At 70.0% G+C, this 25,940-nt stretch carries 22 protein-coding genes, 1 tRNA gene and 1 pseudogene; 13 read left to right on the top strand and 11 right to left on the bottom strand.

All coding sequences use genetic code 11. The annotated features are described in order from the left end of the window. Window positions 1-85 precede the first annotated feature (85 nt). Together RT051_RS04610 and RT051_RS04605 are read left to right on the top strand one after the other, a co-directional pair. A complete protein-coding gene (locus RT051_RS04610) occupies window positions 86-1,045 on the top strand; it encodes a hypothetical protein (RefSeq protein ID WP_313072593.1) in 960 nt (319 codons plus the stop codon). A gap of 59 nt (window positions 1,046-1,104) precedes the next feature. Beyond that, window positions 1,105-3,330, top strand: coding sequence for an EAL domain-containing protein (locus RT051_RS04605; RefSeq protein WP_313072590.1), 2,226 nt, complete (start codon window positions 1,105-1,107; stop codon window positions 3,328-3,330). Window positions 3,331-3,422: 92 nt separating this feature from the next. On the opposite strand, the gene RT051_RS04600 is transcribed toward RT051_RS04605, so the two are convergent. From RT051_RS04600 to RT051_RS04555, 10 genes are all read right to left on the bottom strand, one after another. Continuing rightward, the gene (locus RT051_RS04600) at window positions 3,423-4,652 is read right to left on the bottom strand and encodes a M20 aminoacylase family protein (RefSeq protein ID WP_313072586.1); all 1,230 of its coding nucleotides are present in this window, start codon (window positions 4,650-4,652) and stop codon (window positions 3,423-3,425) included. Window positions 4,653-4,671: 19 nt separating this feature from the next. Further along, complete coding sequence (locus RT051_RS04595; RefSeq protein WP_409520540.1) at window positions 4,672-5,571, bottom strand: N-formylglutamate amidohydrolase; 900 nt, start codon at window positions 5,569-5,571, stop codon at window positions 4,672-4,674. Beyond that, window positions 5,568-6,656: an oligopeptide/dipeptide ABC transporter ATP-binding protein gene (locus tag RT051_RS04590; RefSeq protein ID WP_313072583.1), complete on the bottom strand. Its 1,089-nt coding sequence runs from the start codon at window positions 6,654-6,656 to the stop codon at window positions 5,568-5,570. Before RT051_RS04590 ends, RT051_RS04595 begins: the two co-directional genes overlap by 4 nt. Before the next feature lie 5 nt (window positions 6,657-6,661). Further along, window positions 6,662-7,681, bottom strand: a complete 1,020-nt coding sequence (locus RT051_RS04585) for an ABC transporter ATP-binding protein (RefSeq protein WP_313072579.1) — start codon at window positions 7,679-7,681, stop codon at window positions 6,662-6,664. Window positions 7,682-7,688: 7 nt separating this feature from the next. Continuing rightward, window positions 7,689-8,621, bottom strand: coding sequence for an ABC transporter permease (locus RT051_RS04580; protein WP_313072574.1), 933 nt, complete (start codon window positions 8,619-8,621; stop codon window positions 7,689-7,691). Continuing rightward, a complete protein-coding gene (locus RT051_RS04575; RefSeq protein ID WP_313072570.1) occupies window positions 8,618-9,595 on the bottom strand; it encodes an ABC transporter permease in 978 nt (325 codons plus the stop codon). Before RT051_RS04575 ends, RT051_RS04580 begins: the two co-directional genes overlap by 4 nt. A 63-nt stretch (window positions 9,596-9,658) precedes the next feature. After that, entirely contained in the window at window positions 9,659-11,260 is a 1,602-nt protein-coding gene (locus RT051_RS04570) for an ABC transporter substrate-binding protein (protein WP_409520539.1), read from the bottom strand. A gap of 213 nt (window positions 11,261-11,473) precedes the next feature. Next, window positions 11,474-11,549, bottom strand: a tRNA-His gene (locus RT051_RS04565). 69 nt (window positions 11,550-11,618) lie between these two features. Beyond that, window positions 11,619-13,550: a SurA N-terminal domain-containing protein gene (locus RT051_RS04560; RefSeq protein ID WP_313072565.1), complete on the bottom strand. Its 1,932-nt coding sequence runs from the start codon at window positions 13,548-13,550 to the stop codon at window positions 11,619-11,621. Between the two features lie 151 nt (window positions 13,551-13,701). Next, the gene (locus RT051_RS04555) at window positions 13,702-14,613 is read right to left on the bottom strand and encodes a LysR family transcriptional regulator (protein WP_313072559.1); all 912 of its coding nucleotides are present in this window, start codon (window positions 14,611-14,613) and stop codon (window positions 13,702-13,704) included. A 161-nt stretch (window positions 14,614-14,774) separates the two neighbouring features. On the opposite strand from RT051_RS04555, the gene RT051_RS04550 reads away from it, so the two are divergent. The 11 genes and pseudogenes from RT051_RS04550 to RT051_RS04500 all read left to right on the top strand — a co-directional run bounded on the left by RT051_RS04550 (window position 14,775) and on the right by RT051_RS04500 (window position 24,944). Further along, window positions 14,775-15,905, top strand: coding sequence for a 4-oxalomesaconate tautomerase (locus RT051_RS04550; RefSeq protein ID WP_313072555.1), 1,131 nt, complete (start codon window positions 14,775-14,777; stop codon window positions 15,903-15,905). A 29-nt stretch (window positions 15,906-15,934) separates the two neighbouring features. Further along, window positions 15,935-16,963: an amidohydrolase family protein gene (locus RT051_RS04545; RefSeq protein WP_313072550.1), complete on the top strand. Its 1,029-nt coding sequence runs from the start codon at window positions 15,935-15,937 to the stop codon at window positions 16,961-16,963. Between the two features lie 31 nt (window positions 16,964-16,994). Then, entirely contained in the window at window positions 16,995-17,678 is a 684-nt protein-coding gene (gene ligK, locus RT051_RS04540) for a 4-carboxy-4-hydroxy-2-oxoadipate aldolase/oxaloacetate decarboxylase (protein ID WP_313072546.1), read from the top strand. Between the two features lie 9 nt (window positions 17,679-17,687). Beyond that, window positions 17,688-18,626, top strand: coding sequence for a DUF1932 domain-containing protein (locus RT051_RS04535; protein ID WP_313072543.1), 939 nt, complete (start codon window positions 17,688-17,690; stop codon window positions 18,624-18,626). Continuing rightward, window positions 18,623-19,540, top strand: coding sequence for an amidohydrolase family protein (locus RT051_RS04530; RefSeq protein ID WP_313072539.1), 918 nt, complete (start codon window positions 18,623-18,625; stop codon window positions 19,538-19,540). Before RT051_RS04535 ends, RT051_RS04530 begins: the two co-directional genes overlap by 4 nt. Before the next feature lie 67 nt (window positions 19,541-19,607). Then, window positions 19,608-19,976, top strand: a pseudogene (gene ligA, locus RT051_RS04525) (protocatechuate 4,5-dioxygenase subunit alpha); the annotation flags it as partial. An 84-nt stretch (window positions 19,977-20,060) separates the two neighbouring features. Continuing rightward, on the top strand, window positions 20,061-20,975 hold the full coding sequence (locus RT051_RS04520; protein WP_313072625.1) for a class III extradiol dioxygenase subunit beta: 915 nt from the start codon (window positions 20,061-20,063) through the stop codon (window positions 20,973-20,975). Beyond that, a complete protein-coding gene (locus tag RT051_RS04515; RefSeq protein WP_313072537.1) occupies window positions 20,972-21,925 on the top strand; it encodes a Gfo/Idh/MocA family oxidoreductase in 954 nt (317 codons plus the stop codon). The genes RT051_RS04520 and RT051_RS04515 overlap by 4 nt, the downstream gene beginning before the upstream one ends. Before the next feature lie 59 nt (window positions 21,926-21,984). Then, on the top strand, window positions 21,985-23,010 hold the full coding sequence (locus tag RT051_RS04510; RefSeq protein WP_313072531.1) for a TRAP transporter substrate-binding protein: 1,026 nt from the start codon (window positions 21,985-21,987) through the stop codon (window positions 23,008-23,010). 165 nt (window positions 23,011-23,175) lie between these two features. Next, window positions 23,176-23,622, top strand: coding sequence for a TRAP transporter small permease (locus RT051_RS04505; RefSeq protein ID WP_313072527.1), 447 nt, complete (start codon window positions 23,176-23,178; stop codon window positions 23,620-23,622). After that, window positions 23,619-24,944: a TRAP transporter large permease gene (locus RT051_RS04500; RefSeq protein ID WP_313072522.1), complete on the top strand. Its 1,326-nt coding sequence runs from the start codon at window positions 23,619-23,621 to the stop codon at window positions 24,942-24,944. The genes RT051_RS04505 and RT051_RS04500 overlap by 4 nt, the downstream gene beginning before the upstream one ends. Window positions 24,945-25,043: 99 nt before the next feature. Here RT051_RS04500 and RT051_RS04495 read toward each other — a convergent pair whose 3' ends face one another. Further along, a complete protein-coding gene (locus RT051_RS04495; RefSeq protein WP_313072518.1) occupies window positions 25,044-25,931 on the bottom strand; it encodes a helix-turn-helix domain-containing protein in 888 nt (295 codons plus the stop codon). Window positions 25,932-25,940: the final 9 nt, after the last annotated feature.

Here is a 25,940-nt window from a genome sequence, read left to right as displayed (position 1 = left end):
GCGTGACACATTGCCGGCCGCGCATCCTGGCGGCTGCTATGCTGCTGCGCTGCACCCGACACCCCGCAGTCCCTTTTCCCCCTTCATGCAAGAACCCGCCCTGCTCGCAGCCGTGGACCTGGGCTCCAACAGTTTCCGGCTCGAGATCGGCCGCCTCGAAGGCGGACGGATCCGCCGCGTCGAATACCTGCGCGAAACCGTGCGCCAGGGCGGGGATCTCGACGCCGACCACAACCTGACGCCCGCGGCCATCGAGCGCGGGCTGTGCTGCCTGCGCCGCTTTGCCCGCCGGCTGGCCGAGGTGGCGCCCGTGCGCGTGCGCGCCGTGGCCACGCAGACGCTGCGCGAGGCGGGCAACCGCGAGGAGTTCCTGCGCCGCGCCAGCGCCGTGCTGGGCGGCGTGCCGGTCGAGGCCATCGCCGGCGCCGAAGAGGCGCGCCTGACCTATCTGGGCGTGGCCCAGTTCCTGCCCGCGTCGCGCGAGCGGCGCCTGGTGGTGGACATCGGCGGGCGCTCGACCGAGCTGGTCGTGGGCCGGCGCATGCAACCGCTGGCGCTGGGCTCTTACGCCATGGGCAGCGTCTCCTGGAGCCTGAGCCATTTCCCCGACGGCGCGCTCACGCAGGCGCGCTTCGATGCCGTGCGCGCCGCGGCCGGCGCGCTGCTCGGGCCTGCCCTGACGCGCTACCGACGCACTGCCTGGGACAGCGCCCATGGCGCCTCGGGCACCCTGGGGGCGGTCGCCGCGGCGCTGGCCGCGGCCGGCGGCCCGCGGGGCGTGATCGCGCGCGCGGGCCTGCTGCGCCTCAGGGAGCAGCTGCTGCACGCCGGCCACGTGGACCGGCTGGAGCTGCCCAGCGTGCGCGCCGACCAGCGTGCCATCCTGGGCGGCGGCCTGGCCATCACCCTGACGCTGTTCGAGCTGCTGGACATCGAACGCCTACAGATCGCGCAGGGCGCGCTGCGCCAGGGGCTGCTGCACCAGCTGGCGCACACCCCCCACGGCGCAGCCCCGGCTGCGCCATCCGCATCGTCCGCTCCATGAGCAAGAGCCCCTGCCGGGCTCCGTCCGGCCCGCCACCTTCCAGCGCGCATACCGCTTCCATGCCTGCACTCTCCGACGCCCTGGCCTGCCTGCCCCGGGAAAACCACGCCACCATCCTGCAGCGCACCCTGCGCGAGCAGCAGACGCTGCTCGACAGCGCGGGCGTGGGCATCGTCTTCATCCGCCACCGGCGCGTGGTGCGCTGCAACCCGCGCTACGCCGAGATCTTCCGGCTGGCCTCGCCCGACGACGCCGTGGGCCGCAGCAGCGAGGCGCTGCACCCCAGCCGCGATGCCTTCCGCGAGCTCGGCCGCGCCGCCTTTCCGGTCATGGCGCGGGGCGAGACCTACCGTACCGAGCGCCAGATGCGCCGCGCCGACGGACAGCTGTTCTGGGCACACCTGACCGGGCGGCTGATCAACCCTGCCGACCCCTCCGAGGGCTCCATCTGGATCGTCGACGACATCGACGAGCAGCGCCGCGCCCAGGCCGAGCTGAGCGCGGCGGTCCGCGAGAAGCAGGCGCTGTTCGACAACGCCATGGTGGGCATCGTGGTGCTGCGCGAGCGCCACCTGGTGCGTTGCAACCGCCACTTCGAGCAGATCCTGGGCTACGGCCCGGGCGAGCTGCGGGGCATGTCGGCGCGCCAGTGGTACCCGAGCGAGGAGGCCTGGCGCGAGGCCGGCGAGGAGTGCTACCGGCGCATCAACCGCGGTGAGGACTACGAGGGCCAGCTCACCTTTCGCGCCAAGGACGGCCGGCTGGTGACCTGCGAGGTGCGCAGCCGGGCGCTCGACCCGCAGGACCCGGCGCAGGGCACGCTGTGGATCGCCATGGACGTGAGCGAGCGCCAGCGCATCCAGGCACAGCTGGCGCAGATGCACGGTGCGCTGGAGCAGCAGGTGCGCGAGCGCACGCGCGAGCTGCGCGAGACGGTGGAGCGCCTGCACCGCGAGATCGACGAGCGCCAGCGCGACCAGCAGCGCATCTACTGGATGGCGCACTACGACGCGCTCACCGGCCTGCCCAACCGCCTGATGCTGGCCGAGCGCGGCGCCGAGGCGGTGCGCCGCGCGCGGGAGGACGGCACGCCCCTGGCGGTGATGTTCCTCGACCTGGACAACTTCAAGCACGTCAACGACTCGCTCGGCCACCGCGTGGGCGACGCCCTGCTGGCCGAGATGGGCCGGCGCCTGCGCAGCGCCGTGCGCGAGCGCGACACCGTCGCGCGCCTGAGCGGCGACGAATTCGTGCTGGTGCTGCCCGGCGCCAACGCCCAGGGCGCGGCGCGCGTGGCCGCCAAGATGCAGGAGGCCGCGCGCCAGCCGGTGCAGGTGGAGCATCACGAGCTGAGCATGTCGCCCTCCATGGGCATCGCGCTGTACCCGGAGCACGGCACCGATTTCGAGACGCTGATCCAGGCGGCCGACATCGCCATGTACCGCGCCAAGGCCGAGGGGCGCAACGGCTACCGCTTTTTCTCGCCGCGCATGCAGGCCCAGTCGGCCCAGGCCCTGCAGCTGACCAACGCGCTGCGCCGCGCGCTCGAGCGCGGGCAGTTCTCGCTGCACTACCAGCCCCAGATCTCGCTGGCGACGGGCGCGGTCTGCGGCGTGGAGGCCCTGCTGCGCTGGCACCACCCGGAGCTGGGCCCCATCAGCCCGGGCGAGTTCATCCCGGTGGCCGAGGACAGCGGGCAGATCATCGCCATCGGCGAGTGGGTGCTGGACACGGCGCTCGCCCAGCTCAAGCGCTGGCAGGCGCAGGGGCTGCCCGAGCTGACCATGTCGGTCAACCTGTCGGCGGCGCAGTTCCGCCACCCGCAGCTGCCCGAGCTGATCGAGCAGCTCCTGGCGCAGCACGGGCTGCCCGGCGACCGGCTGGAGCTGGAGCTGACGGAGAACGTAGCCGTGGACGATCCGCAGACCGCCGCGCAGATCATGGGCAAGCTCAACGCCCAGGGCGTGCGGCTGGCCATCGACGACTTCGGCACGGGTTATTCATCGCTCAGCCAGCTCAAGCGCTTTCGCATCTACCGGCTCAAGATCGACCAGTCCTTCGTGCGCGACCTGCGCCACGACGGCAATGACCGGGCCATCGTCAGCGCCATCATCCGCATGGCCCAGACGCTGGGCATGCGCACCACGGCCGAGGGCGTGGAGACGGCCGAGCAGCTGGCGCTGCTGCGCGAGAACGGCTGCGACGAGGCGCAGGGCTACCACATCAGCCGGCCGGTGCCGGCCGAGGAGTTCGAGCGCTTCCTGCTGGCGCAGCCGCAACCGTAGCGCCGAGCGGGCGGACGCCGGACCGTGGCGCACGGCACTATCGTTTGAATAGCTGAAGCCCCTTGCCTGGCAAGGGTTTCAGCCGGAAAACATCAAGATTGCGGCGCTGCCTCCTGGCGCGCGAAAAAGGCCTGCACCAGCCGCACCCAGTAGGTCGAGCCGATGGGCAGCAGCGCGTCGTTGAAGTCGTAGTGGGGGTTGTGCAGCTCGCACGGCCCCATGCCTTCGTACTGCGCCTCGCGGTGCCCGCCCTCGCCGTTGCCCAGGAACAGGTAGCAGCCCGGCACCCGCTCCAGGTAGAAGGAGAAGTCCTCCGCCCCGCCATGCTGCGGCATGTTGCCATCGACCCGCTCGGCACCAAACGTCTCGCGCGCCACCTGCAGGGCGAAGTCGGTGGGCCCGTCCCAGTTGACCAGGGGCGGGTAGGCACGGTGGAAATGCAGCTCGCCCGTGCCGCCGTGCACCTGCGGCAGCAGCTCGGCCATGCGGCGCATGCGGCTCTCGATGTCGTCGAGCACGGCGGTGCTGTAGGTGCGCACGGTGCCGCGGATCACGGCCTCGCCGGGCAGTACGTTGTAGGCGTCGCCGGCATGGATCTGCGTCACGCTCAGCACCGCCACGTCGATCGGGTTCCGGTGGCGCGAGATCAGCGTCTGCAGCTGGCCGACCATCTGCGCGGCGATGACGATGGTGTCCACCGCCTTGTGCGGCTGGGCGGCGTGGCCGCCGGTGCCGCGAATGGTGATGTCGAAGCGGTTGCTCGACGCCATGGCCGGGCCCTTGCGAAAGCCGAAGTGGCCTTCGGGCAGGCCGGGCATGTTGTGCAGGCCGTAGATCTCGTCGCAGGGAAAGCGTTCGAGCAGGCCGTCCTCGATCATCGCTCGGGCACCGGCGTTGCCGCCCTCCTCCGCCGGCTGGAAGATGAAGTGCGCGCGGCCGGCAAAGTCGCGGTGCGCCGCCAGGTGCCGGGCCGCGCCCAGCAGGATGGCGGTGTGCCCATCATGCCCGCAGCCGTGCATGCGCCCGGGGTGGCGCGAGGCGTGGGCGAAGCGGTTGTGCTCGGGCATGGGCAGGGCGTCCATGTCGGCGCGCAGGGCGATGGTGGGCAGGGGCCCGCTGCCCGCACGCGTGCCGCGCAGCACGCCGACCACGCCCGTGCGGCCCAGGCCGCGGTGCACCTCGATGCCCCAGGCCTCAAGCCGCTCGGCGACCAGGTCGGCGGTGCGGTGCTCCTCGAAGGCCAGTTCCGGGTGGGCGTGGATGTCGCGGCGCAGCGCGGTGAATTGCTCGTGCGCGGCGGCGATGTCGGCGATCAGGGTCATGGCGTCGGGGTCGGAGTTTTCAGCGGGGCGTCTGGCTGCGCACGTAGGCGGCAATCTCGGCGGAGACATCGGCCAGCGTGTGCTGCAGGGCGTCGAAGTTGGCGCTGCGCTCGCGCGTGTCCTCGTGCATGTACAGGCCGCGGTGCAGCTCGACCTGCAGGCTGTGGCGGCGCTCGGCCGGCCGGCCCAGGCGGGCGATCAGCGCCACGCCCTTGAAGGGGTCGTTGAGGGCCACGCTCAGGCCACGCCGGCGAAAGGCATCGGCCACCAGCGCGGTGAACTCGGGCGCGGCGGTGCTGCCGTCGCGGTCGCCCAGCACCACGTCGGCCAGGGGGTGGTCGCTCCGGATCTGCAGGCCCTCGTACGAGTCGGCGGGCATGGAGTGCAGGTTCAGGTGCCAGACGGCGCCAAAGTCGCGGTGCGCGGCCTCGATCTGTTCGCGCAGCGCCGCGTGGTAAGGCCCGTGGTAGCGCTCGATGCGCGCGCGCACCTCGGCCACGCCGAGCTTGCGGGCGTAGATCGCGTCCTTGCCGTTCTTGCCGGCGTCGCGCCAGATCAGGCCGATGCCCAGGCGCGTCTTCTCGCTGGGCGTGAGCGCCCCGGGCCAGGCGCCGTCGAGCATGTCGGCGTCCATATCCTCGATCTCGCGGTTGGGGTCGATGTAGGAGCGTGGGAAGTTGGCCGCCAGCAGCGTGGCGCCAACCGATGGCAGGGCTTGCCAGAGCACGTGCACGTCGGTGTCCTCGCCGCGGCGCAGGCGCTCGAAAGGCAGCGCGTAGCCGAAGTCGTCGGGGTAGAGCGTGCCGCTGTGCGGCGAGTCGCACACCAGCGGGATGGCGTCGGCTTCGGGCCGCAGCAGCACATAGGGCTCGAAGGGCGTGGGAACGGCGGGCAGGACGGGAGCGGGCATGGCGTTCATGGGCTGGCGTTGGGGTCGTTCAGGTGGCAGGCGCTCAGGTGGCCGTCCGCCAGCGGGCGCAGCTCGGGCCGCTCGGCCTGGCAGCGCGCAGTGGCGTGCGGGCAGCGCGGGTGAAAGGCGCAGCCCGCGGGCGGGCGCAGGGGCGAAGGCAGCTCGCCCTGGATGGGCCGGTAGTCGCGCCGCACGGCGTCGAGCTGCGGCAGCTCGGCCAGGAGGGCCTGGGTGTAGGGGTGGGCGGGCCGGCTGAAGATGACCTCGGTGGGTGCGACCTCGACCACGCGGCCCAGATACATGATGACCACCCGGTCCGACACATGCCCCACCACGCCCAGGTTGTGGCTGATGAACAGATAGGTCAGCGCCAGCCGCTCGCGCAATTCGAGAAACAGGTTCAGCACCTGCGCCTGGATGGACACGTCCAGCGCCGCCACCGCCTCGTCGCAGACGATGAGCCGGGGCTTGAGGGCCAGGGCGCGCGCGATGCCGATGCGCTGGCGCTGCCCGCCCGAGAACTGGTGCGGGTAGCGCTGGGCGTACTGCGGGTCCAGCCCCACCTGGCGCATCAGGCCGGCCACGTAGTCGGCCTTGCCCGAGGCCGGCACCAGGCCGTGCACCACCGGCGCCTCGCCCACGATGTCCAGCACGCGCATGCGCGGATTCAGCGACGCCATGGGGTTCTGGAAGATCATCTGCACGCCAAGGCCATAGGCCCGGCGCTCGGCAGCGGCCAGGGCGGCCACGGGCCGCCCCTCGTACAGCACCTCGCCGGCCGACGGCGGGTTGATGCCAGCGATGACGCGCCCGAGGGTGGACTTGCCGCAACCGGACTCGCCCACCACGCCGATGACCTCGCCGGCGCGGACCTGCAGGTCCACGTCGGACACGGCGTGGACCACGCTGGGCTGGTTGCGCGCGCCCAGCAGGTTGGTCAGCCGGCCAGCCAGGTCCACGGGCTGAGTGAAGCGCTTGGAGATGCCGCGCAGCTCCAGCAGGGGCGGTCCGGCGCGCTCTGGCGCGCGGGGCGCGGCAGTGGCGGCGGTATCGGCAGGGGCGACGGGAGCCGGCAGGATGGCGGTGTCGGGCATAGGGTTCAGGCCTCCTGCGCCAGGGGGTGCCAGCAGCGCACGCTGCGCCCGGGGCCGACCTCGGTCGCCACGGGCGCGGCGCTGCAGGCTTCGCTGGCGCGGCTGCAGCGTGGGCGGAAGGCGCAGCCGGGCGGCAGCTGCAGCAGCGATGGCGTCATGCCGGGGATCTGGCGCAGCAGCTGGCCGTGCGTGGCGCGCGTCGGAATGGAGTCGATCAGCCCGCGCGTGTAGGGGTGGGCCGGGCGGCGCACCACGTCGGCCGTGGCACCGGTCTCTACGATGCGCCCGGCATACATGACGGCGATACGGTCGGCCAGGCCCGAGACCACGGCCAGGTCGTGCGTGATCCAGACCATGGCGGTGCCGGTCTCGTGGCAGAGCTTTTGCACCTCGTGCAGGATCTGCGCCTGGATGGTCACGTCCAGCGCCGTCGTGGGCTCGTCGGCAATGATCAGCTGCGGGCGGTTGAGCAGCGCAATGGCGATCGCCACCCGCTGGCGCATGCCACCCGAGAGCTGATGCGGGTAGGCGATCAGCCGCTCGGCCGGCGACGGGATGCCGACCCGGGCCAGGGCCTGCAGCGCCCGCTCGCGCGCGGCCGCGGCGCTGGTGCGCTCGTGCGCCTGGATGGCCTCGACCATCTGCGTGTCGATGCGCAGCACCGGGTTCAGGGTCATCATGGGGTCCTGGAAGATCATGGCGATCTCCCGGCCGCGCAGCCGCTGCAGCTCGCGCTCGGGCAGACCGATGAGCTCCTGCCCGCGCCAGCGCAGGCTGCCGGCGACGATGCGCCCGGGCTCGTCGATCAGGCCGATCACGGAGAACCCCGTGATGCTCTTGCCCGAGCCCGACTCGCCCACCAGGCCGAGGATCTCGCCGGCGCGCACCTGCAGGTCCACGCCGTCCACGGCCCGCACGACGCCGCCGTGGGTGAAGAAATGCGTCTTCAGGCCCTCGACCCGCAGCACCGCGTCGTCCTGCGCGGGCGCGGGCTGTGGCGCGAAGATGTGTTCCGGTTTGCCCATGTCGGTGTCAGCGCGCGTTGTGCGGGTTCAGGATGTCGCGCAGGTGGTCGCCCGCCAGGTTGATGCCGACGATGGTCAGCGCCAGCGCGATGCCGGGAAAGAACGAGATCCAGTAGTGCCCCGAGAGCATGAACTCGAAGCCGTTGGCGATCAGCATGCCCAGCGACGGCTCGGTCACCGGCACACCCACGCCCAGGAAGGACAGGGTCGATTCGAGCGCGATGGCGTGCGCCAGGTCGATGGTGGCGATCACGATGAGCGGCGGCAGGCAGTTGGGCAGCAGGTGCCGCCACAGGATGCGCCAGGAGCCCAGCTCCAGGCACTGCGCGGCCTCGACGTATTCCTTGCCGCGCTCGACCAGTGCCGCGCCCCGCGCGGCGCGCGCGAAATACGCCCACTGCACGATGACCAGGGCGATGATGACCTTGTCCACCCCCTTGCCCAGGATGGCCAGCAGGATCAGCGCCACCAGGATGGCCGGGAACGACAGCTGGATGTCGACGATGCGCATCAGCAGCGCGTCGAGCCAGCCACCGAAGTAGGCCGCGGCCAGACCCACCAGGCTGCCGATGGCCAGCGCCGCCAGCACCGACACGCCGCCCACCACCAGGCTGGTGCGCAGGCCGTAGAAGATGGCCGAGAGCAGGTCGCGCGCCTGCGCGTCCGTGCCCAGCCAGTAGGTCATGGTGCCGTCGGCATTCCTGCTTCCCGGCGGCAGCTTGGAGTCGAAGATGTCGAGCGCGCCGATGTCGTAGGGGTTCTGCGGGGCGATCCAGGGCGCGAGCACCGCCACGCCGATGGCCAGCAGCACCAGCAGCAGGCCCAGCACGGCCAGGCGGTTGGCCAGGAACTCGCGGCGCAGGCGCTGCCAGGGCGTCTCCGCCGGCGGCAGGGGCGGCGCGGCGTCGGCCGCCTGCACGGGAGCAATGGAAGGGTTCATGCCTTGGCGGTCTGCAGGCGCACGCGCGGGTCGAGCACCGAGTAGAGGATGTCGGTGACGAGGTTGAGCATCACCAGGAAGAACACGATCAGGATCAGGTAGGCCACGACCACGGGCCGGTCCAGCGTGACGATGGAGTCGAGCAGCAGCTTGCCCATGCCGGGCCAGGCGAAGATGGTTTCGGTGACCACGGCAAAGGCCATGACCTGGCCGAACTCCAGCCCGAACACGGTGACGATGGGGATCAGGATGTTCTTCAGCAGGTGCACGCGCAGGATGCGGCTCCAGGCCAGGCCCTTGGCGCGGGCGAACTTGATGTAGTCCATGGGCAGCGCCTCGCGCGTGGCGGCGCGCGTGACGCGGATGATGAGCGCGCCCTTGGCCAGGGCGATGGTGCAGGCGGGCAGCAGGATGCGCCGCCAGCCCTCCCAGGTCAGCAGGCTGGTGTCGACCGCACCCAGTGCCACCGGCGTGCCGCGCCCGCTTGCCGGCAGCCAGCCCAGGTACACGGCAAACACCATGATCAGCATCAGCCCGACCCAGAAGTTGGGCAGGGAAAAGCCCAGCACCGAGCCGGTCATGATGCCGCGTGCGCTCACGCTCTGGGGCTTGAGGCCGGCCCAGATGCCCAGCGGCACGCCGACCAGGGCGGCCAGCAGCATGGAGACGAGGGCCAGCTCCAGCGTGGCCGGCATGCGCTCGAGGATCAGGCCCATGGCCGACTGGCCGGTCAGAAAGCTCTTGCCAAAATCCAGCCGCACGGCGTGCGACATGAAGATGGCGTACTGCTCCAGCAGCGGCTTGTCCAGGCCGAAGCTGGCGCGGATGGCGTCGCGCTCCAGGTCGGTTGCCTCGGGGCTGGCCATCATGGAGACGGGGTCGCCGACCACATACAGCCCGACGAAGACCAGGCCGGACATCACGGCCATGACCAGCAGGGCCTGCAGCAGGCGGCGGATGATGAAAGCAGGCATGTCGTGGACCAAGCAGCCGCCCGCGGCGCGGGCCACGGGCGGTATCAGCGAAGAAGGGGCGGCTTACTTCGCGGGCGTGGCGTACTGGACCATGGTCTGCTGGTCGGCGCGGCCCTTGAAGGCAACGTCCTTTTTCATGGCCCAGACCGAGTGCTCGAAGTGGATGGGCAGCATGGCGAAGTCGGCCATGGCGATCTCGCTGGCCCGGGCAAGCGTTGCGGCGCGGGCGGCGTCGTCCATCTGGGTGGACGACTCGGCCACCAGCTTGTCCATCTCGGAGTTGGAGTAGCGGCTGCGGTTGGTCGTGCCCTGGCCCTTTTCCTTGTTGGGCGTGACGAGGAGCGAGTTGAGGGTGTTGGACATCTCGCCCGTGGCCGTGCCCCAGCCCGCCAGGTAGGCGCTGTAGGCGTAGGCATCGCGGTTCTTGAAGAACACGGCCGGCGCATTGGAGTCGATGGTGGTCTTGACGCCCACGCGCGTCCACATCGAGGCGAGCGTCTGCGCCACCTTGCTGTCATTGATGTAGCGGCCGTTGGGCGCGCCCAGCACCAGCGTGAAGCCGTCCGGGTAGCCGGCCTCCTTGAGCAGGGCCTTGGCCTTCTCCGGGTTGGCCTTGGGCGCGGCCGACAGCTGCTTGCTGGCGCCGAACATCGGATACGGCAGGAGCTGGCCGGCCGGCGTGCCCACGCCGCCCATGATGCGCGCCACCAGCGCGTCGCGGTCCACGGCCAGCGACAGCGCCTCGCGCACCTTGCGGTCCAGCAGCGGGTTCTTGCCGTTCGTGCCCTGGATGCCGGGCGTGGTCTCGCCGTTCTGGTCCAGCGCCACGTAGATGACGCGGTTGGAGGCCTTGGTCTCCACCGCCAGCTTGGGGTCCTTGCGCAGGCGCTCCAGGTCGTCGGTGGGCGGGTCCTCGATCAGGTCCACGTCGCCGGCGAGCAGCGCCGCCACGCGGGTGGCAGCGTTGCTGATAGGCCGGTAGGTGACCTTGTCCCAGGCCGGGGCCGTGCCCCAGTAGTGCGGGTTGCGCTCGAAGACGATCTCGCTGCCGCGCTTCCAGGAGACGAACTTGTACGGCCCCGCACCCACCAGACCGTCACCGGCGTTCAGCTCGGTCGTGGTCTTGCCCTCGGGCGCAGCGCCCGCGGCAGCCTTGGCCGACATGATGGGCAGGCCCACCATGTTGATGGCCAGCAGCGGGTACAGCTCGGAGGTGGTGATGCGCACCGTGCGCGGGTCCACGGCCTCCACCTTCTCGATCTTCTGCATGTACACCTTGAAGGACGACGGGCTGTTGGGCACCTTGGGCACCCGGTCCAGGGTGAACACCACGTCATTGGCGGTGACGGGCGAGCCGTCGGAGAACTTGGCATTGGGCCGCAGCTTGAAGGTCCAGACCTTGCCGTCGGCGCTCCAGGACTCGGCCAGGCAGGGCTTGATGACCAGGTCGGCGTCAGAGCAAACCAGGCCCTCGAACAGTGTCTGCGACAGCTGGATGTTGGGCGTGAGCGCGTGGTACTGCGGGTCCATCGAGGTGGGCTCGGTCTTGAGCGCCACCACCAGATCGCGGGCCGATGCGCTCGTGGTGGCGCATGCGGCGACCAGTGCCGCCGTGGTGAACAAGGCATTGCGCAGCGCCGGGCGGCCGCAGGTCTTGGGGGGCATGCAACATTCTCCAGATCGGGACTTGAAGGATGGAAGCTGCTGCGCAGGTGCCACTGCGCTCTTCCGTGAGAGGGTCGATCGAGCATATCGCCCCCTCCCGGGCCCAGAACCGGGGACTAACCCGCTGTGCGCAGCGCCGGAAAACCGGGCGGCAACGCGGGCGCAAAACAAAAAGGCGCTGCAACTTTCATAGCTGCAGCGCCTTTGTTCATCTGGGGTGGCTGATGGGGCTCGAACCCACGACAACAGGAATCACAATCCTGGACTCTACCAACTGAGCTACAGCCACCGTAGCCACGCATTATATCCTTGAAAAACCGCCTCTCGGGGATCGCGCGGGTTTTTGTTCTTCACCGCTTCATTGCTGCGCCCCGGCGGCCGGGTCCGCGGGCGCGGGTCGCTCGACCTTGATCTGCACCTTCAGGCGCTCCTTGAGCAGCTCGTAGTAGGCCAGCGCCTCGGCTGCCGACCAGGCCTGGGTGTACTGTTGCCGCTCCAGGCGCTGGCGGCTGGCGTCCAGGTCCTCGCGCGGCACGACGCGGTTGATCTTCAGCACTGCGTAGCCGGCGCTGCCCAGGTCCACGCCGCTCCAGGCGGGCGGCGTGTCCATGGCCGCGTGCAGCGCCGCGTCCACGATGGCGCGCGGCTGGCCCTGTGCCTGCTCACGCGAAACGATCAGGGGCTGGCCCAGGCCCGAGGCCGTGCCCGGCTCGGCCTTCCAGGCGGCCAGGCGCTTCTGGCCCTCCTGGCGCGCCAGCTCGGCCGATTGGTCGGCCAGGTAGAGGGTGCGGGCCCGGTCCTGCGCCTGCTCCAGCGGCAGCGTCATGGCCGGCTGGTAGGTGGTGATGCGCCCGGCGGCCAGCGCGCTGGGGCCGATCTCCACGGCCTCGGTGTTGCGCTTGCTCTGCAGCGACTCGGGCTGGAACAGCGCCTCCAGGAAACGCGCGCTGGCCAGAGCGCCCTGCGCACCCGGCAGGGGCTGGCGCGCCACCCCGGAGGCCGTGTGGACTTTGAGCTTGAACTTGTCGGCCACGGCCTGCAGCCCGTCGGACTGCTCATAGACCGCATTGGCGAAGGAGTCGGCCATTTCGGCGAACTTGCGCTGCGCCTGCTGCTGCTTCAGGTCGGCCTCCAGCGTGGCGCGCAGCTCCTCGAAGCTGGGCTGGCGCGGGGCCTTGATGTCGGTGAGCTCGATGATGTGGAAGCCGAAATCGGACTCCACCACGTCGCTGACTTCGCCCTTCTTCAGCGCGAACGTCGCGTCCTCGAAAGGCTTGACCATGGCGCCGCGGCCGAAGAAGCCCAGGTCGCCGCCCTGCGGGGCCGAGCCCGGGTCCTGCGAATGCTTCCTGGCCAGCTCGGCAAAGCTGCCCGGCGCCTGGCGCGCCTGCGCCAGCAGCTCCTGGGCGCGTGCCCGGGCCCGTTCGCGCTCGGCCGCCGGCGCGTCCTGGGCCACGGGGATCAGGATGTGGCTGGCGCGGCGCTCCTCGGAGCCGGCCAGGCGCGAGAGGTTCTCCTTGTAATAGGTGCGCAGGTCGTCCTCGCTCAGCGTGATGCCGACGCGCACGGCGTCGAGGTCCAGCACGACGTATTCGACCGTCGCCTGCTCGGGCTGGCGAAACAGCTCGGGGTGGGCCTGGTAATAAGCCTGCACGTCGGCGCCCGTCACCTTGACTTGGCCGGCGAAGTCCGCGCTCTTGAACAGCGCCACCTGGATCTCGCGGCGCTGCAGCAGCGCATCGAACGCCAGCGCCGCCTCGGCGGGGCTGGCCAGGGACGAGTCGGTGACGCCGCCCAGCACTTGGCCGATGGCCAGGTCGTTGCGCACGCGCGCCTCGAACCCTTCGGGCGTCAGGCCCTGCGCGCCTACCAGGGCGCGGTAGGCCTCGGTGTCCAGCGTGCCGTCGGCGCGCTTGAGCGCGGCGATCTGCGGGATACCCTGCAGCTCGCGCGCCAAGCGCGCGTCGCTGGTCATCAGGTGCATTTTCTGCGCCGCCGTCTGGAGCACGCGGTCGCGCACCAGCCGCTCGAGCGTCGCATAGCGCGCCTGCGGCGAGTCCAGCAGCCTGGCATCGATGCCGGGCGACTGCGCGCGAATGCGGTCGCTCTCCATGCGGTGCGCGTTGTCCCACTCGTCCTGGGTGATGTCCTTGCCATCGATGGTGGCCACGACCGGGCTGCCGCCGGAGAAATAGTTGCGGTCGATGCCCACGAGCACGAACGACGGAATGATCAGCAAGAACAGCAAGAGCATCACGATCTTGGAGTGCTTGCGGATGGATTCGAACATGGTCTTTCAGTCTTTCAGCAGCGGCGGCGACAAAAGAAAAGGCGAACTTGCGTTCGCCCTGGGGGAAATGGCGGTTTCAGACGCGCCCGGCCCATGGCCGCGCGGCTGGGATTCTAATGTTTCGCCCCGGCGCAATGGCCGTGCGACGCGGCTAAAGCCGTCCGCTCTCGACGGCGCACACCTCCAGGGCCAGGCGCTGCAGCAGCTCTGCCGTGCGCCGCACCAGGGGCGGGGCCTTCTTCGTGGCCGACTGCACCAGGCACAGGGTGCTGATGATCTGGGGCGAGTGGATGGGCACCTCGGCCAGGCTGGCGTCCAGCCCCTGGCCGCGCAGGGCGCTGTCGGTCAGCGCCGCGTAGCCGTAGCCGCCGCGCACCAGGTCCAGGATGGCCGGCACGCTGGAGACCTCCCAGACCACGTCGAGCTGCACCTGCGACAGCGTGGCCTGGGCCTCCATGAGTTTGCGAAAGATCTGCCCGCGCTGGGGCATGAGCAGCGGGAAGCGCCCCAGGTCGGCAAAGCGCACGCCGTCCATGCCGGCCAGCGCCGCGGCCGGCCCGATCAGGCACAGGCGCTCCTGCAGCACCGGGCGGATCTCGATGTCGGGGTCGGGCTCGGGGGTGTAGACCAGGCCCAGATCCATGCGCCCCGAACTGAGCCACTCGGAGATGTGCATGGAGAAACCCTCCACCATGGCCAGCCGCGCCCGGGGCATCTCGCGGTGAAAACCATCGACCAGGGGCTGGGTCAGGCGCCGCGCCAGGCTCGGCGGCAGGCCGACGGTCACCCGGCCCAGGGGCTCGCTGCGCTGGCCGTGCAGGGCCTGGCGGGCCTGGTCCACGCTCTGCACGATGGCGTGACCATGAGCCAGTAGCTGCCGGCCGGCCTCGGTCAGCGCCACGCCGCGGCCGGTGCGCGTAAACAAGGTCTCGCGCAGATCCACCTCCAGCGCGCGCACCTGCCGGCTGAGCACGGGCTGGGCCACGTCTAGCAGCAGGGCCGCCTTGCTGAAGCTGCCGGCCTCGGCCACATGGATGAAAGCCTGAAGGTGCTGGAAATTCATGGCCCGGCGCTCCTGTTCATGAGTTTTCAAAATAACGCTGTGCGCAGCTATGCAATTCAAGCATAGCTGCTAGCCCACCCAACCCCTGGCCCGGACGGCCGGTCTTTCCCACAATGCGGCCTCCCACCGGCACTGCGTGCCCTTGCAACCGTGGAGTGTCCATGCCGCAAACCGCCATTTCCTGCATGCTGCTTCGGGGCGGCACGTCCAAGGGCCCGTTCTTTCGGGCCGAGGACCTGCCCCGCGACGCCGCCACGCGCGACTGCGTTCTGCTGGCCGCCCTGGGCTCGCCCCATGCGCGTCAGATCGACGGCGTGGGCGGTGCGCACCCGCTGACCAGCAAGGTCGGCATCGTGGACCGCTCTGACCGACCGGGCGTGGACCTGGAGTTTCTCTTTGCCCAGCTGCAGCCCGAAAAATCCACGGTGGACACCACGCCCAACTGCGGCAACATGCTGGCCGCCGTCGTGCCCTTTGCGCTGGAGTCGGGCCTGGTGCGCGCGCAGGGCGAGACCAGCACCTTCCGGGTGCTCACGCTCAACACCGGCATGGCTGCCGACATCACCGTGCAGACGCCGGGCGGGCACGTGGAGTACGAGGGCACGGCCCGCATCGACGGCGTGCCGGGCACCGGCGCACCGGTGGACATCGCCTTTCTCGACACAGCCGGCTCGGTCTGCGCCTCGCTCCTGCCCACGGGGCGCGCCAGGGACACCGTCACCGTGCAGGCCGAAGGCCTGGCCAGTTTCAGCCTGGACGTGACCTGCATCGACAACGGTATGCCGCTGGTCCTCTTCAGGGCCAGCGACATGGGCGTGAGCGGGCTGGAGAGCGCGGCCGAGCTGAATGCCAACGCATCGCTCAAGCGCCGCATCGAAGCCCTGCGCCTGCAGGCGGCGCAGCTGATGGGACTGGGCGATGTCTCGGCCAAGAATTACCCCAAGATGACGCTGATCGCCCCGCCCCAGCACGGCGGCGCCATCACCACGCGCAGCTTCATCCCCCACGTGTGCCACGACGCCATCGGCGTGCTGGCGGCCGTCACCGTGGGCACCGCCCTGCGCCTGCCCGGCACGGTGTGCGAGGGCGTGGCCCGTCTGCCTGCGGATGCGGACAGCAGCAGCGCCAGCTGCACCCTGTCGGTCGAGCACCCGACGGGCGAATTCAGCGTCACTCTGCAGACCGACCCGGCCGACCCGGGCGTGGTCACCCGGGCCGCCCTGCTGCGCACGGCCCGGCTGCTGATGCGCGGCGAGGTGCTGGTGCCGGCCTCCGTCTGGGGCGGCGCCTGATTTTTCCGAAAGCGAGGACAAGGACACCCATGATCATCGACATCCACGGCCACTACACCACCGCCCCCGCCGCCCTGGGCGCCTGGCGCGACCGCCAGATCGCCGCACTGCAGGACGCGGGCCCGGCCCCCAGCGCCTCGGAGCTGCACATCAGCGACGACGACATCCGCGAGACCATTGAAAGCAACCAGCTCAGGCTGATGCGCGAGCGCGGCTCGGACCTGACCATCTTCAGCCCGCGTGCCTCCTTCATGGCGCACCACATCGGCGACTTCCAGACCTCCAGCGCCTGGGCAGCGATCTGCAACGAGCTGTGCTGGCGCGTCAGCCAGCTGTATCCCGACCATTTCATCCCGGCCGCCATGCTGCCGCAGTCCCCGGGCGTGGACCCCGCGACCTGCATTCCTGAGCTGGTCAAGTGCGTCGAGCAGTACGGCAACGTCGCCATCAACCTCAACCCCGACCCCTCGGGCGGGCACTGGACGTCGCCGCCGCTGACCGACCGCAGCTGGTACCCCATCTACGAAAAGATGGTGGAGTACGACATCCCGGCCATGGTGCACGTCTCCACCAGCTGCAACGCGTGCTTCCACACCACCGGGGCGCACTACCTGAACGCCGACACCACGGCCGTGATGCAGCTGATCCAGGGAGACCTATTCAAGGACTTTCCCACGCTCAAGCTCATCATTCCCCACGGCGGCGGCGCCGCGCCCTACCACTGGGGGCGCTTCCGCGGCCTGGCCCAGGAGATGAAGAAGCCGCTGCTGGACGAGCACCTGCTCAACAACATTTATTTCGACACCTGCGTCTACCACCAGCCGGGCATCGACCTGCTCACGCGCGTCATCCCGGTCAAGAACGTGCTGTTTGCCAGCGAGATGATCGGCGCGGTGCGCGGCATCGATCCGACCACCGGCCACTACTACGACGACACGCGCCGCTACATCGACTCGACTCCCTACCTGACCGACGAGGAGCGCCAGCAGATCTACGAGGGCAATGCCCGCCGCGTCTTCACGCGCCTGGACGCCGCCCTGAAGGCCCGGGGCCGCTGAGCCCCACGACAGCCAGAAGAAAGGACTGGGGATGTACGAACTCGGAGTCGTCTATCGCAACATCGAGCGCGCCGAGCGCGCCGCCGCCGACGGCCTGGCCGCGCTCGGCTCGGCCACGGTGCACGAGGCCATGGGCCGCGTGGGCCTGCTCAAGCCCTACATGCGGCCCATCTACCCGGGCCGGCAGGTCTCAGGCACGGCCGTCACGGTGCTGCTGCAGCCGGGCGACAACTGGATGATGCACGTGGTGGCCGAGCAGATCCGGCCCGGCGACGTGGTGGTGGCCGCAGTGACCAGCGAGTGCACGGATGGCTATTTCGGCGACCTGCTGGCCACCAGCTTTCAGGCGCGCGGCGCGCGTGCCCTCGTCATCGACGCCGGGGTGCGCGACGTGCGCACGCTGCAGGAGATGGACTTTCCGGTCTGGAGCCGCGCCGTGTCCTCGCGCGGCACCATCAAGGCCACGCTGGGCTCGGTCAACATCCCGGTGGTCTGCGCCGGCATGTGGGTCAGCCCGGGTGACGTGATCGTCGCCGACGACGACGGCGTGGTCTGCGTGCCGCGCGCGCGGGCCGTGGCCACGTTTGAGGCGGCGCAAAAGCGCGAGAGCTTCGAGGGCGAGAAGCGTGCCCGACTTGCCTCGGGCGTGCTGGGCCTGGACATGTACCAGATGCGCGAGCCGCTGGCCCGGGCCGGCCTGCGCTACATCGACTGAAGACGCGCCATGGCCATCCCGTCATCCGCACACGAGTGGCACATCGGCCTGGTCGGCTACGGCGAGGTGGGCCGCATCCTGGCCGAGGACCTGCGCGCCCAGGGCCTGGCCGTCTCGGCCCACGACGTCAAGCTGGCGGACGCGACCCTGGCCACGCCCCTGCACTCCCATGCCGCAGAGCACGGCGTGCAGTTGCTCGCAAGCCATGCCGCCCTCGCTGCCGCCTCGGACCTGGTCATCAGCGCCGTCACCGCCAGCCAGACCCTGGCCGTGGCCCAGGCCTGCGCGCCGCACATGCGCGCCCAGGCCTTCTACCTGGACTTCAACTCCGCCTCGCCCGGTGCCAAGCAGGCTGCGGCCCTGCTCATCGACGCAGCGGGTGCGCGCTATGTCGAGGGCGCCGTCATGACCAGCGTGCCGCCCTACCGCAGCCGGGTGCCGCTGCTGCTGGGCGGCGCCTTCGCCGCCGCGCTGGCCCAGCCCCTCGGCGCGCTGGGGTTTGCTCCGCGGGTGGCCAGCGAGCGCCTGGGCGTGGCCTCGGCCACCAAGATGTGCCGCAGCGTCATGATCAAGGGCCTGGAGGCCATGGTCATCGAGAGCTTCACCGCCGCGCGCCACTACGGCGTCGAGGACGCCGTAATCGCCTCGCTGCAGGAGACCTTTCCCGGCATCGACTGGGAGCGCCAGGGCAGCTACTTCTTCCAGCGCGTGATCGAGCACGGCCGCCGGCGCAGCGAGGAGATGCAGGAGTCGGCCAACACCGTGCGCGAGGCCGGCCTGCCGGCGTTCTCCGCCCAGGGCACGGCCGAGCGCCAGGCCTGGATGGCCGACCTGGCGGACGGCGGCACGTTCGGCGCGCGCGACGCGGCCGGCTTTGCCCGCAGCAACGACTGGCGCAGCGAGGCCGACCGGCTGCTGCAATCCCTCAACGCACGAGATCGAGCATGACCCCCTTCGAGAAAACCCCCGGCTGGCTGGACTGGCACCCGCGGCCCAGCAAGCCGCGCTTCCGCGTGCCCGAGGGTGCCGTAGACGCGCACTGCCACGTCTTCGGCCCGGGCGCCGAGTTCCCCTTCGCTCCCGAGCGCAAGTACACGCCCTGCGACGCGGGCAAGGAGCAGCTGTTCGCCCTGCGCGACCGCCTGGGCTTTGCCCGCAACGTCATCGTGCAGGCCACCTGCCACGGCGCCGACAACCGCGCCCTGGTCGATGCCTGCCAGGCCAGCGGCGGGCGGGCGCGCGGCGTTGCCACCGTGCGGCGCAGCATCACCGACGAGGAGCTGCAGCAGCTGCACGCCGCCGGCGTGCGCGGCGTGCGCTTCAACTTCGTCAAGCGCCTGGTGGACTTCACGCCCAAGGACGAGCTGATGGAGATCGCCGCGCGCGTGGCCACCCTGGGCTGGCACGTGGTGATCTATTTCGAGGCCGCCGACCTACCCGAGCTGTGGGACTTCTTCACCGCCCTGCCCACGACCGTGGTGGTGGACCACATGGGCCGTCCTGACGTCAGCCAGCCGGTCGATGGCCCCGAGTTCTCGCTGTTCCTGCAATTCATGCGCCAGCATCCCAACGTGTGGAGCAAGGTGTCCTGCCCGGAGCGCCTGAGCTTGTCGGGCCCGCCCGCGCTGCATGGCGAACAGCATGCCTACCGCGACGTGGTGCCGTTCGCGCGCCGCGTGATCGACGAGTTCCCCGACCGCGTGCTCTGGGGCACGGACTGGCCCCACCCCAACCTCAAGGGCCACATGCCCGACGACGGCCTGCTGGTGGACTTCATCCCCCACATCGCGCCCACGCCCGAGCTGCAGCACCGGCTGCTGGTGGCCAACCCCATGCGCCTGTACTGGCCCGAAGAGGCCTGAGCGCCCGAGCGCGGCGGCCCCCGCCCCGCGCCCCTCAGGAGACCCGCAAGGAAAGAGAGAGAGAACCATGGCACTGGACAAACCCTATCTGGACATCCCCGGCACGACCATCTTCGATGCCGATCAAAGCCGCAAGGGCTACTGGCTCAACCAGTTCTGCATGAGCCTGATGCAAGCCGAGAACCGCGCCCGCTTCAAGCAGGACGAGCGCGCCTACCTCGACGAATGGCCCATGACCGAGGAGCAGAAGCAGGCCGTGCTGGCGCGCGATCTGAACTGGTGCATGCGCACCGGCGGCAACATCTACTTCCTGGCCAAGATCGGCGCCACCGACGGGCTGTCGTTCCAGCAGATGGCCGGCTCCATGACCGGCATGAGCGAGCAGCAGTACCGCGACATGATGGTCGGCGGCGGGCGCAGGGCCGACGGCAACCGCTTCCTGGGCGAAGGCGGCGACGCCCAGGGCCCCATGGCGCGCTCGGACGCCTGGAACGCCTGGGAGGAGCAGGCGCAGCAGCAGCTGGCCGAGGCCGTCGAGCACGCGCACAGTGAGGCACAGGCCGGCGCCACCGGCCAGGCCCGCATCACCGCCTCGGTGTTCTCCTCGCACGTGCCGGCCATCGGCGCGGCCATCGACCATGGCAAGACCACCGAGCCCTACTGGGCGCCCATGTTCCAGGGCTTCGAATACAGCAAGGAGTGGATGCGCGAGAACCTGCCGGACGTGGTCTTCCTGGTCTACAACGACCACGCGACCAACTTCGACCTGAGCGTCATCCCCACCTTCGCCATCGGCACGGCCGCCGAGTTCGAGCCCGCCGACGAGGGCTACGGCCCGCGCCCCGTGCCCAAGGTCAAGGGCCACCCGCGGCTGGCCGCGCACATCGCACAGTCGGTCATCCAGCAGGACTTCGACCTGACCATCGTCAACGAGCTGAAGGTGGACCACGGCCTGACCGTGCCCATGAACCTGATGTTCGGCTCGCCCGCCGAGTGGCCCTGCCTGGTCATCCCCTTCCACGTCAACGTGGTGCAGTACCCCGTGCCCTCGGGCGCGCGCTGCTTTGCGCTCGGCCAGGCCATCCGCCGCGCCATCGAGAGCTACGACGAGCCGCTCAAGGTGCAGATCTGGGGCACGGGCGGCATGAGCCACCAGCTGCAGGGCCCGCGCGCCGGCCTGATCAACGCCGAGTGGGACAACCGCTTCCTGGATCGCCTGATCGCCGACCCGAAGGAGCTGTCCGCCATGCCGCACATCGAGTACGTGCGCGAGGCCGGCAGCGAGGGCATCGAGCTGGTCATGTGGCTGATCGCGCGCGGCGCCATGGCCGACGTGGCGGGCGGGCCGGCCCCTCGCGTGGCGCACCGCTTCTTCCACGTCCCCGCATCCAACACGGCCGTTGGCCACCTGATCCTGGAGAACCCGCAGACATGACGCAAACCATCAAAGTCGCGCTGGCCGGCGCCGGTGCCTTCGGCATCAAGCACCTGGACGGCATCCGCAACATCGACGGGGTCGAGGTCGTCTCGCTCGTGGGCCGGCGCCTGGAGCCCACCCGGGAGGTGGCCAGCAAATACGGCATCGCCCACGTCACGACCGACCTGGCCGAGAGCCTGGCGCTGCCCGAGGTGGACGCCGTCATCCTGTGCACGCCCACGCAGATGCACGCCGCCCAGGCCATGCAGTGCCTGCGCGCGGGCAAGCACGTGCAGGTGGAGATTCCGCTGGCCGACAACCTGCGCGATGCCCAGGCCGTGGTGCAGCTGCAGCGCGAGACCGGCCTGGTGGCCATGTGCGGCCACACGCGGCGCTTCAACCCCAGCCACCAGTGGGTGCACCGCCGGATCGCCGCCGGCGAACTGCACCTGCAGCAGATGGACGTGCAGACGTATTTCTTTCGCCGCACCAACACCAACGCGCTCGGCCAGCCGCGCAGCTGGACCGACCACCTGCTGTGGCACCACGCCGCGCACACGGTGGACCTGTTCGCCTACCAGGCAGGCAGCCCCATCGTGCAGGCCAACGCCATCCAGGGCCCCATCCACCCGGAGCTGGGCATCGCCATGGACATGAGCATCCAGCTCAAGGCAGCCAATGGCGCCCTGTGCACGCTGTCCCTGTCCTTCAACAACGACGGCCCGCTGGGCACGTTCTTCCGCTACATCGGCGACACCGGCACCTACATCGCGCGCTACGACGACCTGGTCAATGGCCGCGAGGAAAAGATCGATGTCTCGCAGGTCGACGTGTCCATGAACGGCATCGAGCTGCAGGACCGCGAGTTCTTCGCCGCCATCCGCGAAGGGCGCGAGCCCAATGCCAGCGTCGCCCAGGTCCTGCCCTGCTACCAGGTGCTGCACGATCTGGAGCAGCAGCTGCAGTGAGACGGCGCGCCGCCGGCTCCGAACGATCCCATCCACCCGCCCTACCGAAAGACCCCACCATGAAACTGCGTGACTTCGCTTGCGGCCTGATGGCCGCGCTGGTGCTGCCGCTGGCAGCGCAGGCCCAGGAAGTGACCTTGAAGGTCGCCCACTTCCTGCCCCCGGTCTCGCCGGCCCACACCAAGTTCATCTCGCCCTGGTGCGACAAGATCGCCGAGCAGTCGCAGGGCCGCATGAAGTGCCAGATCTACCCGGCCATGAGCCTGGGCGGCACTCCGCCGCACCTGCTCACCCAGGCGCGCGACGGCGTGGCCGACATTGTCTGGACGCTGCCCGGCTACACGCCCGGGCGCTTCCCGACGTCCGAGGTCTTCGAGCTGCCCTTCATCACCACCACGCACGAGGCCTCCTCGCGCGCCATCTGGGACTTCGTGCAGGCGCATTCCATGAAGGAGTTTGCCGGCCTCAAGCCCATCGCCGTCTGGGTCAACGGCCCCAACGTGCTGCACTTCCGTGACAAGGAGGTCAAGACGCTGGCCGACCTGAAGGGCCTGAAGGTGCGCGCGCCCTCGCGCCTGGGCAACAAGCTGCTGACCTCGCTGGGCGCCACGCCAGTGGGCATGCCCGTGCCGCAGATGGCCGAGAGCCTGTCCAAGGGAGTGATCGAAGGCGCGCTGGTCCCCTGGGAGGTGGTGCCCGCCACCAAGACCCATGAGCTCACGCGCTACCACCTGCAGGCGGGCGAGCAGCACACGCTGACCACCGCCACCATGGTGTTTGTGATGAACCAGAAGAAGTACGACAGCCTGCCGACGGACCTCAAGAAGGTCATCGACAACAACAGCGGCCGCGAGACCTCGGCCTGGGTGTCCGCCCAGTTCAGGGAGGCCGACGCCGCCGGCCGCGAAGCCGCCCTGGCCCGTGGCAACACGGTCAACACCCTGTCCCCGGCCGAGGTGGCCAAGTGGCAGGCCGCGTCCCAGCCGGTCGCCGCCGAGTGGGTCAAGGAGGTCTCGGCCAAGGGCGTCGATGGGCAGAAGCTGCTCGACGACGCGCGCGCCCTGGTGGAGAAATACTCCAAATAAGACCGGCTGCTGCCCGCCCGCACCCATCACGGTGCGGCCGGGCAGCCACCCATGCACGAGCCACAGGAGCCGCCGCCGATGACGCAGGCACAGAACGAAGAACGACAACCCCCGGCCCCCGCCCGGGGACCGGTGGGCAGGGCCATCGAATGGAGCTGCGCCGCCATGGCAGTGCTCGCCGGGGTGATGTTCTGCATCGAATCCCTCATGTCGGTGGCCAGCGTGCTCGGCCGCGCCCTCTTCGGCACCCCCGTGCCGGGCGACTATGAGCTGGTGCAGGTGCTCTCGGCCATGGGGGTCGCCATGTGCCTGCCCTACTGCCAGCTCAAGAAGGGCCACGTGTTCGTGGACTTCTTCACGCTCTGGGCCTCGGCGGGCCTCAAGCGCGTGCTCGATGCCGTGGCGGCACTGCTGCTGGCGGGCACCGCCTTCCTGCTGGCCTGGCGCGTCTGGGACGGCATGCTGGAGGCGCGCGAATTCGGCGAGACCTCCATGGTGATCTCCATTCCCGTCTGGTGGGGCTACGTCCCGGTGGTGCCGGCCCTGGTGCTGCTGGGCATCACGGCGCTGCACACCATGCGCCTGCACTGGCACGAAGGGAGCGCGCCATGAGCAGCAGCATGATCGGCCTGACCATGGGCGTGGTGATGATGGGCATGCTGGCCCTGCGCGTGCAGATCGGCATCGCCATGTTCCTCACCGGGGCCATCGGCTATGTCTGGGTCTCGGGCCTGGACCCCCTGCTGGCTTACCTGAAGAACGCGCCCTACGGGCGCTTCTCCCTCTATGACCTGTCGGTGGTGCCGCTGTTCCTGCTGATGGGGCAGTTCGCCACCCAGGGCGGGCTGTCGCGCGCGCTGTTCAACGCGGGCAACTCCTTCATCGGGCACTGGCGGGGCGGCATGGCCATGGCCGGCGTGGCCGCGTGCGCGGGTTTCGGCGCCATCTGCGGCTCGTCGCTGGCCACGGCAGCCACCATGTCGCACGTGGTGCTGCCCGAACTGGAGCGCCACCAGTACAAGCCGGGCCTGGCCACCGGCTCGCTCGCGGCCGGGGGCACGCTGGGCATCCTGATACCGCCCTCGGTGCCGCTGGTGATCTACGCCATCCTGGCCGAACAGAACATCGCCAAGCTGTTCCTGGCCGCCTTCCTGCCGGGCATCCTGGCGGCGGTGGGCTACATGGTGGTGATCGGCGTGGTCTGCCGCCTGGACCCGCTGGCCGGCGGCCCCGGCTCGCCGCGCCACAGCTGGGCCGAGCGCCTGCGCACGGTGCTGGAGACCTGGCCGGTGCTGCTCATCTTCCTGGTGGTGATCGGCGGCATCTATGGCGGCCTGTTCACCCCGACCGAAGCCGCCGCCGTGGGCGTGCTGGCCACGGGAATCGCCGCCTGGCGCTCGGGCGGGCTCAAGGGCGAGGGCTTTCTGCAGTGCCTCTACGGCACGACGGTGGGCACGGGGATGATGTTCCTGATCCTGCTGGGCGCGGACATGCTCAACTCCTTCATGTCGCTGTCGCAGCTGCCGGCCGAAGCCGCCACCTGGGTGCAGAGCATGGGCTTTGCGCCGTTCACCGTGCTGCTGGCGATCATCGTCATCTACCTGCTGCTGGGCTGCGTGATGGACAGCCTGTCCATGATCCTGCTGACCGTGCCCATCTTCCTGCCCATCGTGCTGGGGCTCGACTACTGGGGCCTGGGCGTCGAGGAGAAGGCCATCTGGTTCGGCATGGTGGCCCTGGTGGTCATGGAGGTCGGACTGATCACCCCGCCCGTGGGGATGAACGTCTACATCATCCACGGCGTGGCCAAGAACGTGCCCATGGCCACCATCTTCCGCGGCGTGCTGCCCTTCCTGGTCTCGGACATCGTGCGCATCGGCCTGCTGGTGCTGTTTCCGAGCATCTCGCTGGTGGCGCTGTGGATATTCGCCTAGCCGGCGGCCCGATCAAACCCAGGTTGCTATTCATTAAGTAGCTTAATGTCGTTGACTGTCAACGGTTTCAGGCCGATTTGACCCAAATTCCGGCCCGGGTCACGGAGCAGCGCCCGCCCCGTCCCGCGGCTGCTCCAGGCGTTGCCGGAAGGCCCGTGGCGACACCCCCGTGGCACTTGCGAAGACGCGGCTGAAGTGCGCGGGGTCGGCAAAGCCCAGGTCATAGGCGATGGTGGCAACGCGCAGGTCGGTATAGGCCAGGCGCCGGCGCGCCTCGCGCACCAGCCGGGCGCTGATGCGCTGCGAGGCCGGCATACCATAGGCCGCACGCACCACGCGGCTGAGGTGGGTGGGCGAGATCGACAGCGCCCGCGCGTAGTCGGCCACGCCCCAGTGCGCCAGGAAGCGCTCCTCCAGCAGCGCCTCGAAGCGTTGCAGCAGCCCTGCCCCGTCGCGCTGGGCTGCCCCCCCCGCGCCCTGGCTTGCCAACTGCCGCGCGCACAGCCCCAGCAGCGTCGCGCACAGCCCGCGCAGCACCAGTGCGCGCGCCCCGCCCAGGCCATTGAACTCGCTCCAGATGCCCTGCGCGATGGCCGCCATGTCGGGGTGCGCCGCGCACACCTCGGGCTGCGCCAGCAGGTGGCGCACGTCGCCCGCGCCGGCCAGGATCAGGTCGAGGATCTCGTCGGCCAGCGTCACCACGAAGCCCTCGGTGCCCGGGGCGAAGCGAAAGGCATGCGCGGCCCCGGGGGGCACGTTGATCACGGCGTCGTCGCCGAACGGCACGTGGCGCCCCTCCAGCTGCGCCATGCCGCTGCCGCGCAGCACCAGCACCACCTGGTGCAGGCGGCCGTGGCGATGCGGCGCCAGCTCCCAGTCGTGCAGCGACGAGCGCACCGCGATGGTCTCGCAGTGCACCACGTCGGGCAGATGGGTGGATTCGCCAAAAAGCCCTTGGACGAGCAGGATGCCGGGGGCGGAGTGCATGTTCGAATC

The sequence above is a fragment of the Melaminivora sp. genome (assembly GCF_032059615.1).
GTDB lineage: Bacteria > Pseudomonadota > Gammaproteobacteria > Burkholderiales > Burkholderiaceae_C > Melaminivora.
Note: the sequence above shows the minus strand (reverse complement) of the source record. Positions and strands in the feature narration are given on the sequence as shown.

Bases quoted from the DNA above. Each gene is read 5' to 3' on its own strand.
- RT051_RS04585 (WP_313072579.1), bottom strand. From the start codon at position 7,681: ATGGGCAAACCGGAACACATCTTCGCGCCACAGCCCGCGCCCGCGCAG.
- ligK (WP_313072546.1), top strand. From the start codon at position 16,995: ATGTACGAACTCGGAGTCGTCTATCGCAACATCGAGCGCGCCGAGCGC.
- RT051_RS04495 (WP_313072518.1), bottom strand. From the start codon at position 25,931: ATGCACTCCGCCCCCGGCATCCTGCTCGTCCAAGGGCTTTTTGGCGAA.
- RT051_RS04505 (WP_313072527.1), top strand. From the start codon at position 23,176: ATGGCAGTGCTCGCCGGGGTGATGTTCTGCATCGAATCCCTCATGTCG.
- RT051_RS04500 (WP_313072522.1), top strand. From the start codon at position 23,619: ATGAGCAGCAGCATGATCGGCCTGACCATGGGCGTGGTGATGATGGGC.
- RT051_RS04560 (WP_313072565.1), bottom strand. From the start codon at position 13,550: ATGTTCGAATCCATCCGCAAGCACTCCAAGATCGTGATGCTCTTGCTG.
- RT051_RS04535 (WP_313072543.1), top strand. From the start codon at position 17,688: ATGGCCATCCCGTCATCCGCACACGAGTGGCACATCGGCCTGGTCGGC.
- RT051_RS04590 (WP_313072583.1), bottom strand. From the start codon at position 6,656: ATGCCCGACACCGCCATCCTGCCGGCTCCCGTCGCCCCTGCCGATACC.
- RT051_RS04600 (WP_313072586.1), bottom strand. From the start codon at position 4,652: ATGACCCTGATCGCCGACATCGCCGCCGCGCACGAGCAATTCACCGCG.
- RT051_RS04555 (WP_313072559.1), bottom strand. From the start codon at position 14,613: ATGAATTTCCAGCACCTTCAGGCTTTCATCCATGTGGCCGAGGCCGGC.
- RT051_RS04575 (WP_313072570.1), bottom strand. From the start codon at position 9,595: ATGCCTGCTTTCATCATCCGCCGCCTGCTGCAGGCCCTGCTGGTCATG.
- RT051_RS04605 (WP_313072590.1), top strand. From the start codon at position 1,105: ATGCCTGCACTCTCCGACGCCCTGGCCTGCCTGCCCCGGGAAAACCAC.
- RT051_RS04595 (WP_409520540.1), bottom strand. From the start codon at position 5,571: ATGAACGCCATGCCCGCTCCCGTCCTGCCCGCCGTTCCCACGCCCTTC.
- RT051_RS04545 (WP_313072550.1), top strand. From the start codon at position 15,935: ATGATCATCGACATCCACGGCCACTACACCACCGCCCCCGCCGCCCTG.
- RT051_RS04530 (WP_313072539.1), top strand. From the start codon at position 18,623: ATGACCCCCTTCGAGAAAACCCCCGGCTGGCTGGACTGGCACCCGCGG.
- RT051_RS04510 (WP_313072531.1), top strand. From the start codon at position 21,985: ATGAAACTGCGTGACTTCGCTTGCGGCCTGATGGCCGCGCTGGTGCTG.
- RT051_RS04515 (WP_313072537.1), top strand. From the start codon at position 20,972: ATGACGCAAACCATCAAAGTCGCGCTGGCCGGCGCCGGTGCCTTCGGC.
- RT051_RS04580 (WP_313072574.1), bottom strand. From the start codon at position 8,621: ATGAACCCTTCCATTGCTCCCGTGCAGGCGGCCGACGCCGCGCCGCCC.
- RT051_RS04570 (WP_409520539.1), bottom strand. From the start codon at position 11,260: ATGCCCCCCAAGACCTGCGGCCGCCCGGCGCTGCGCAATGCCTTGTTC.
- RT051_RS04550 (WP_313072555.1), top strand. From the start codon at position 14,775: ATGCCGCAAACCGCCATTTCCTGCATGCTGCTTCGGGGCGGCACGTCC.
- RT051_RS04610 (WP_313072593.1), top strand. From the start codon at position 86: ATGCAAGAACCCGCCCTGCTCGCAGCCGTGGACCTGGGCTCCAACAGT.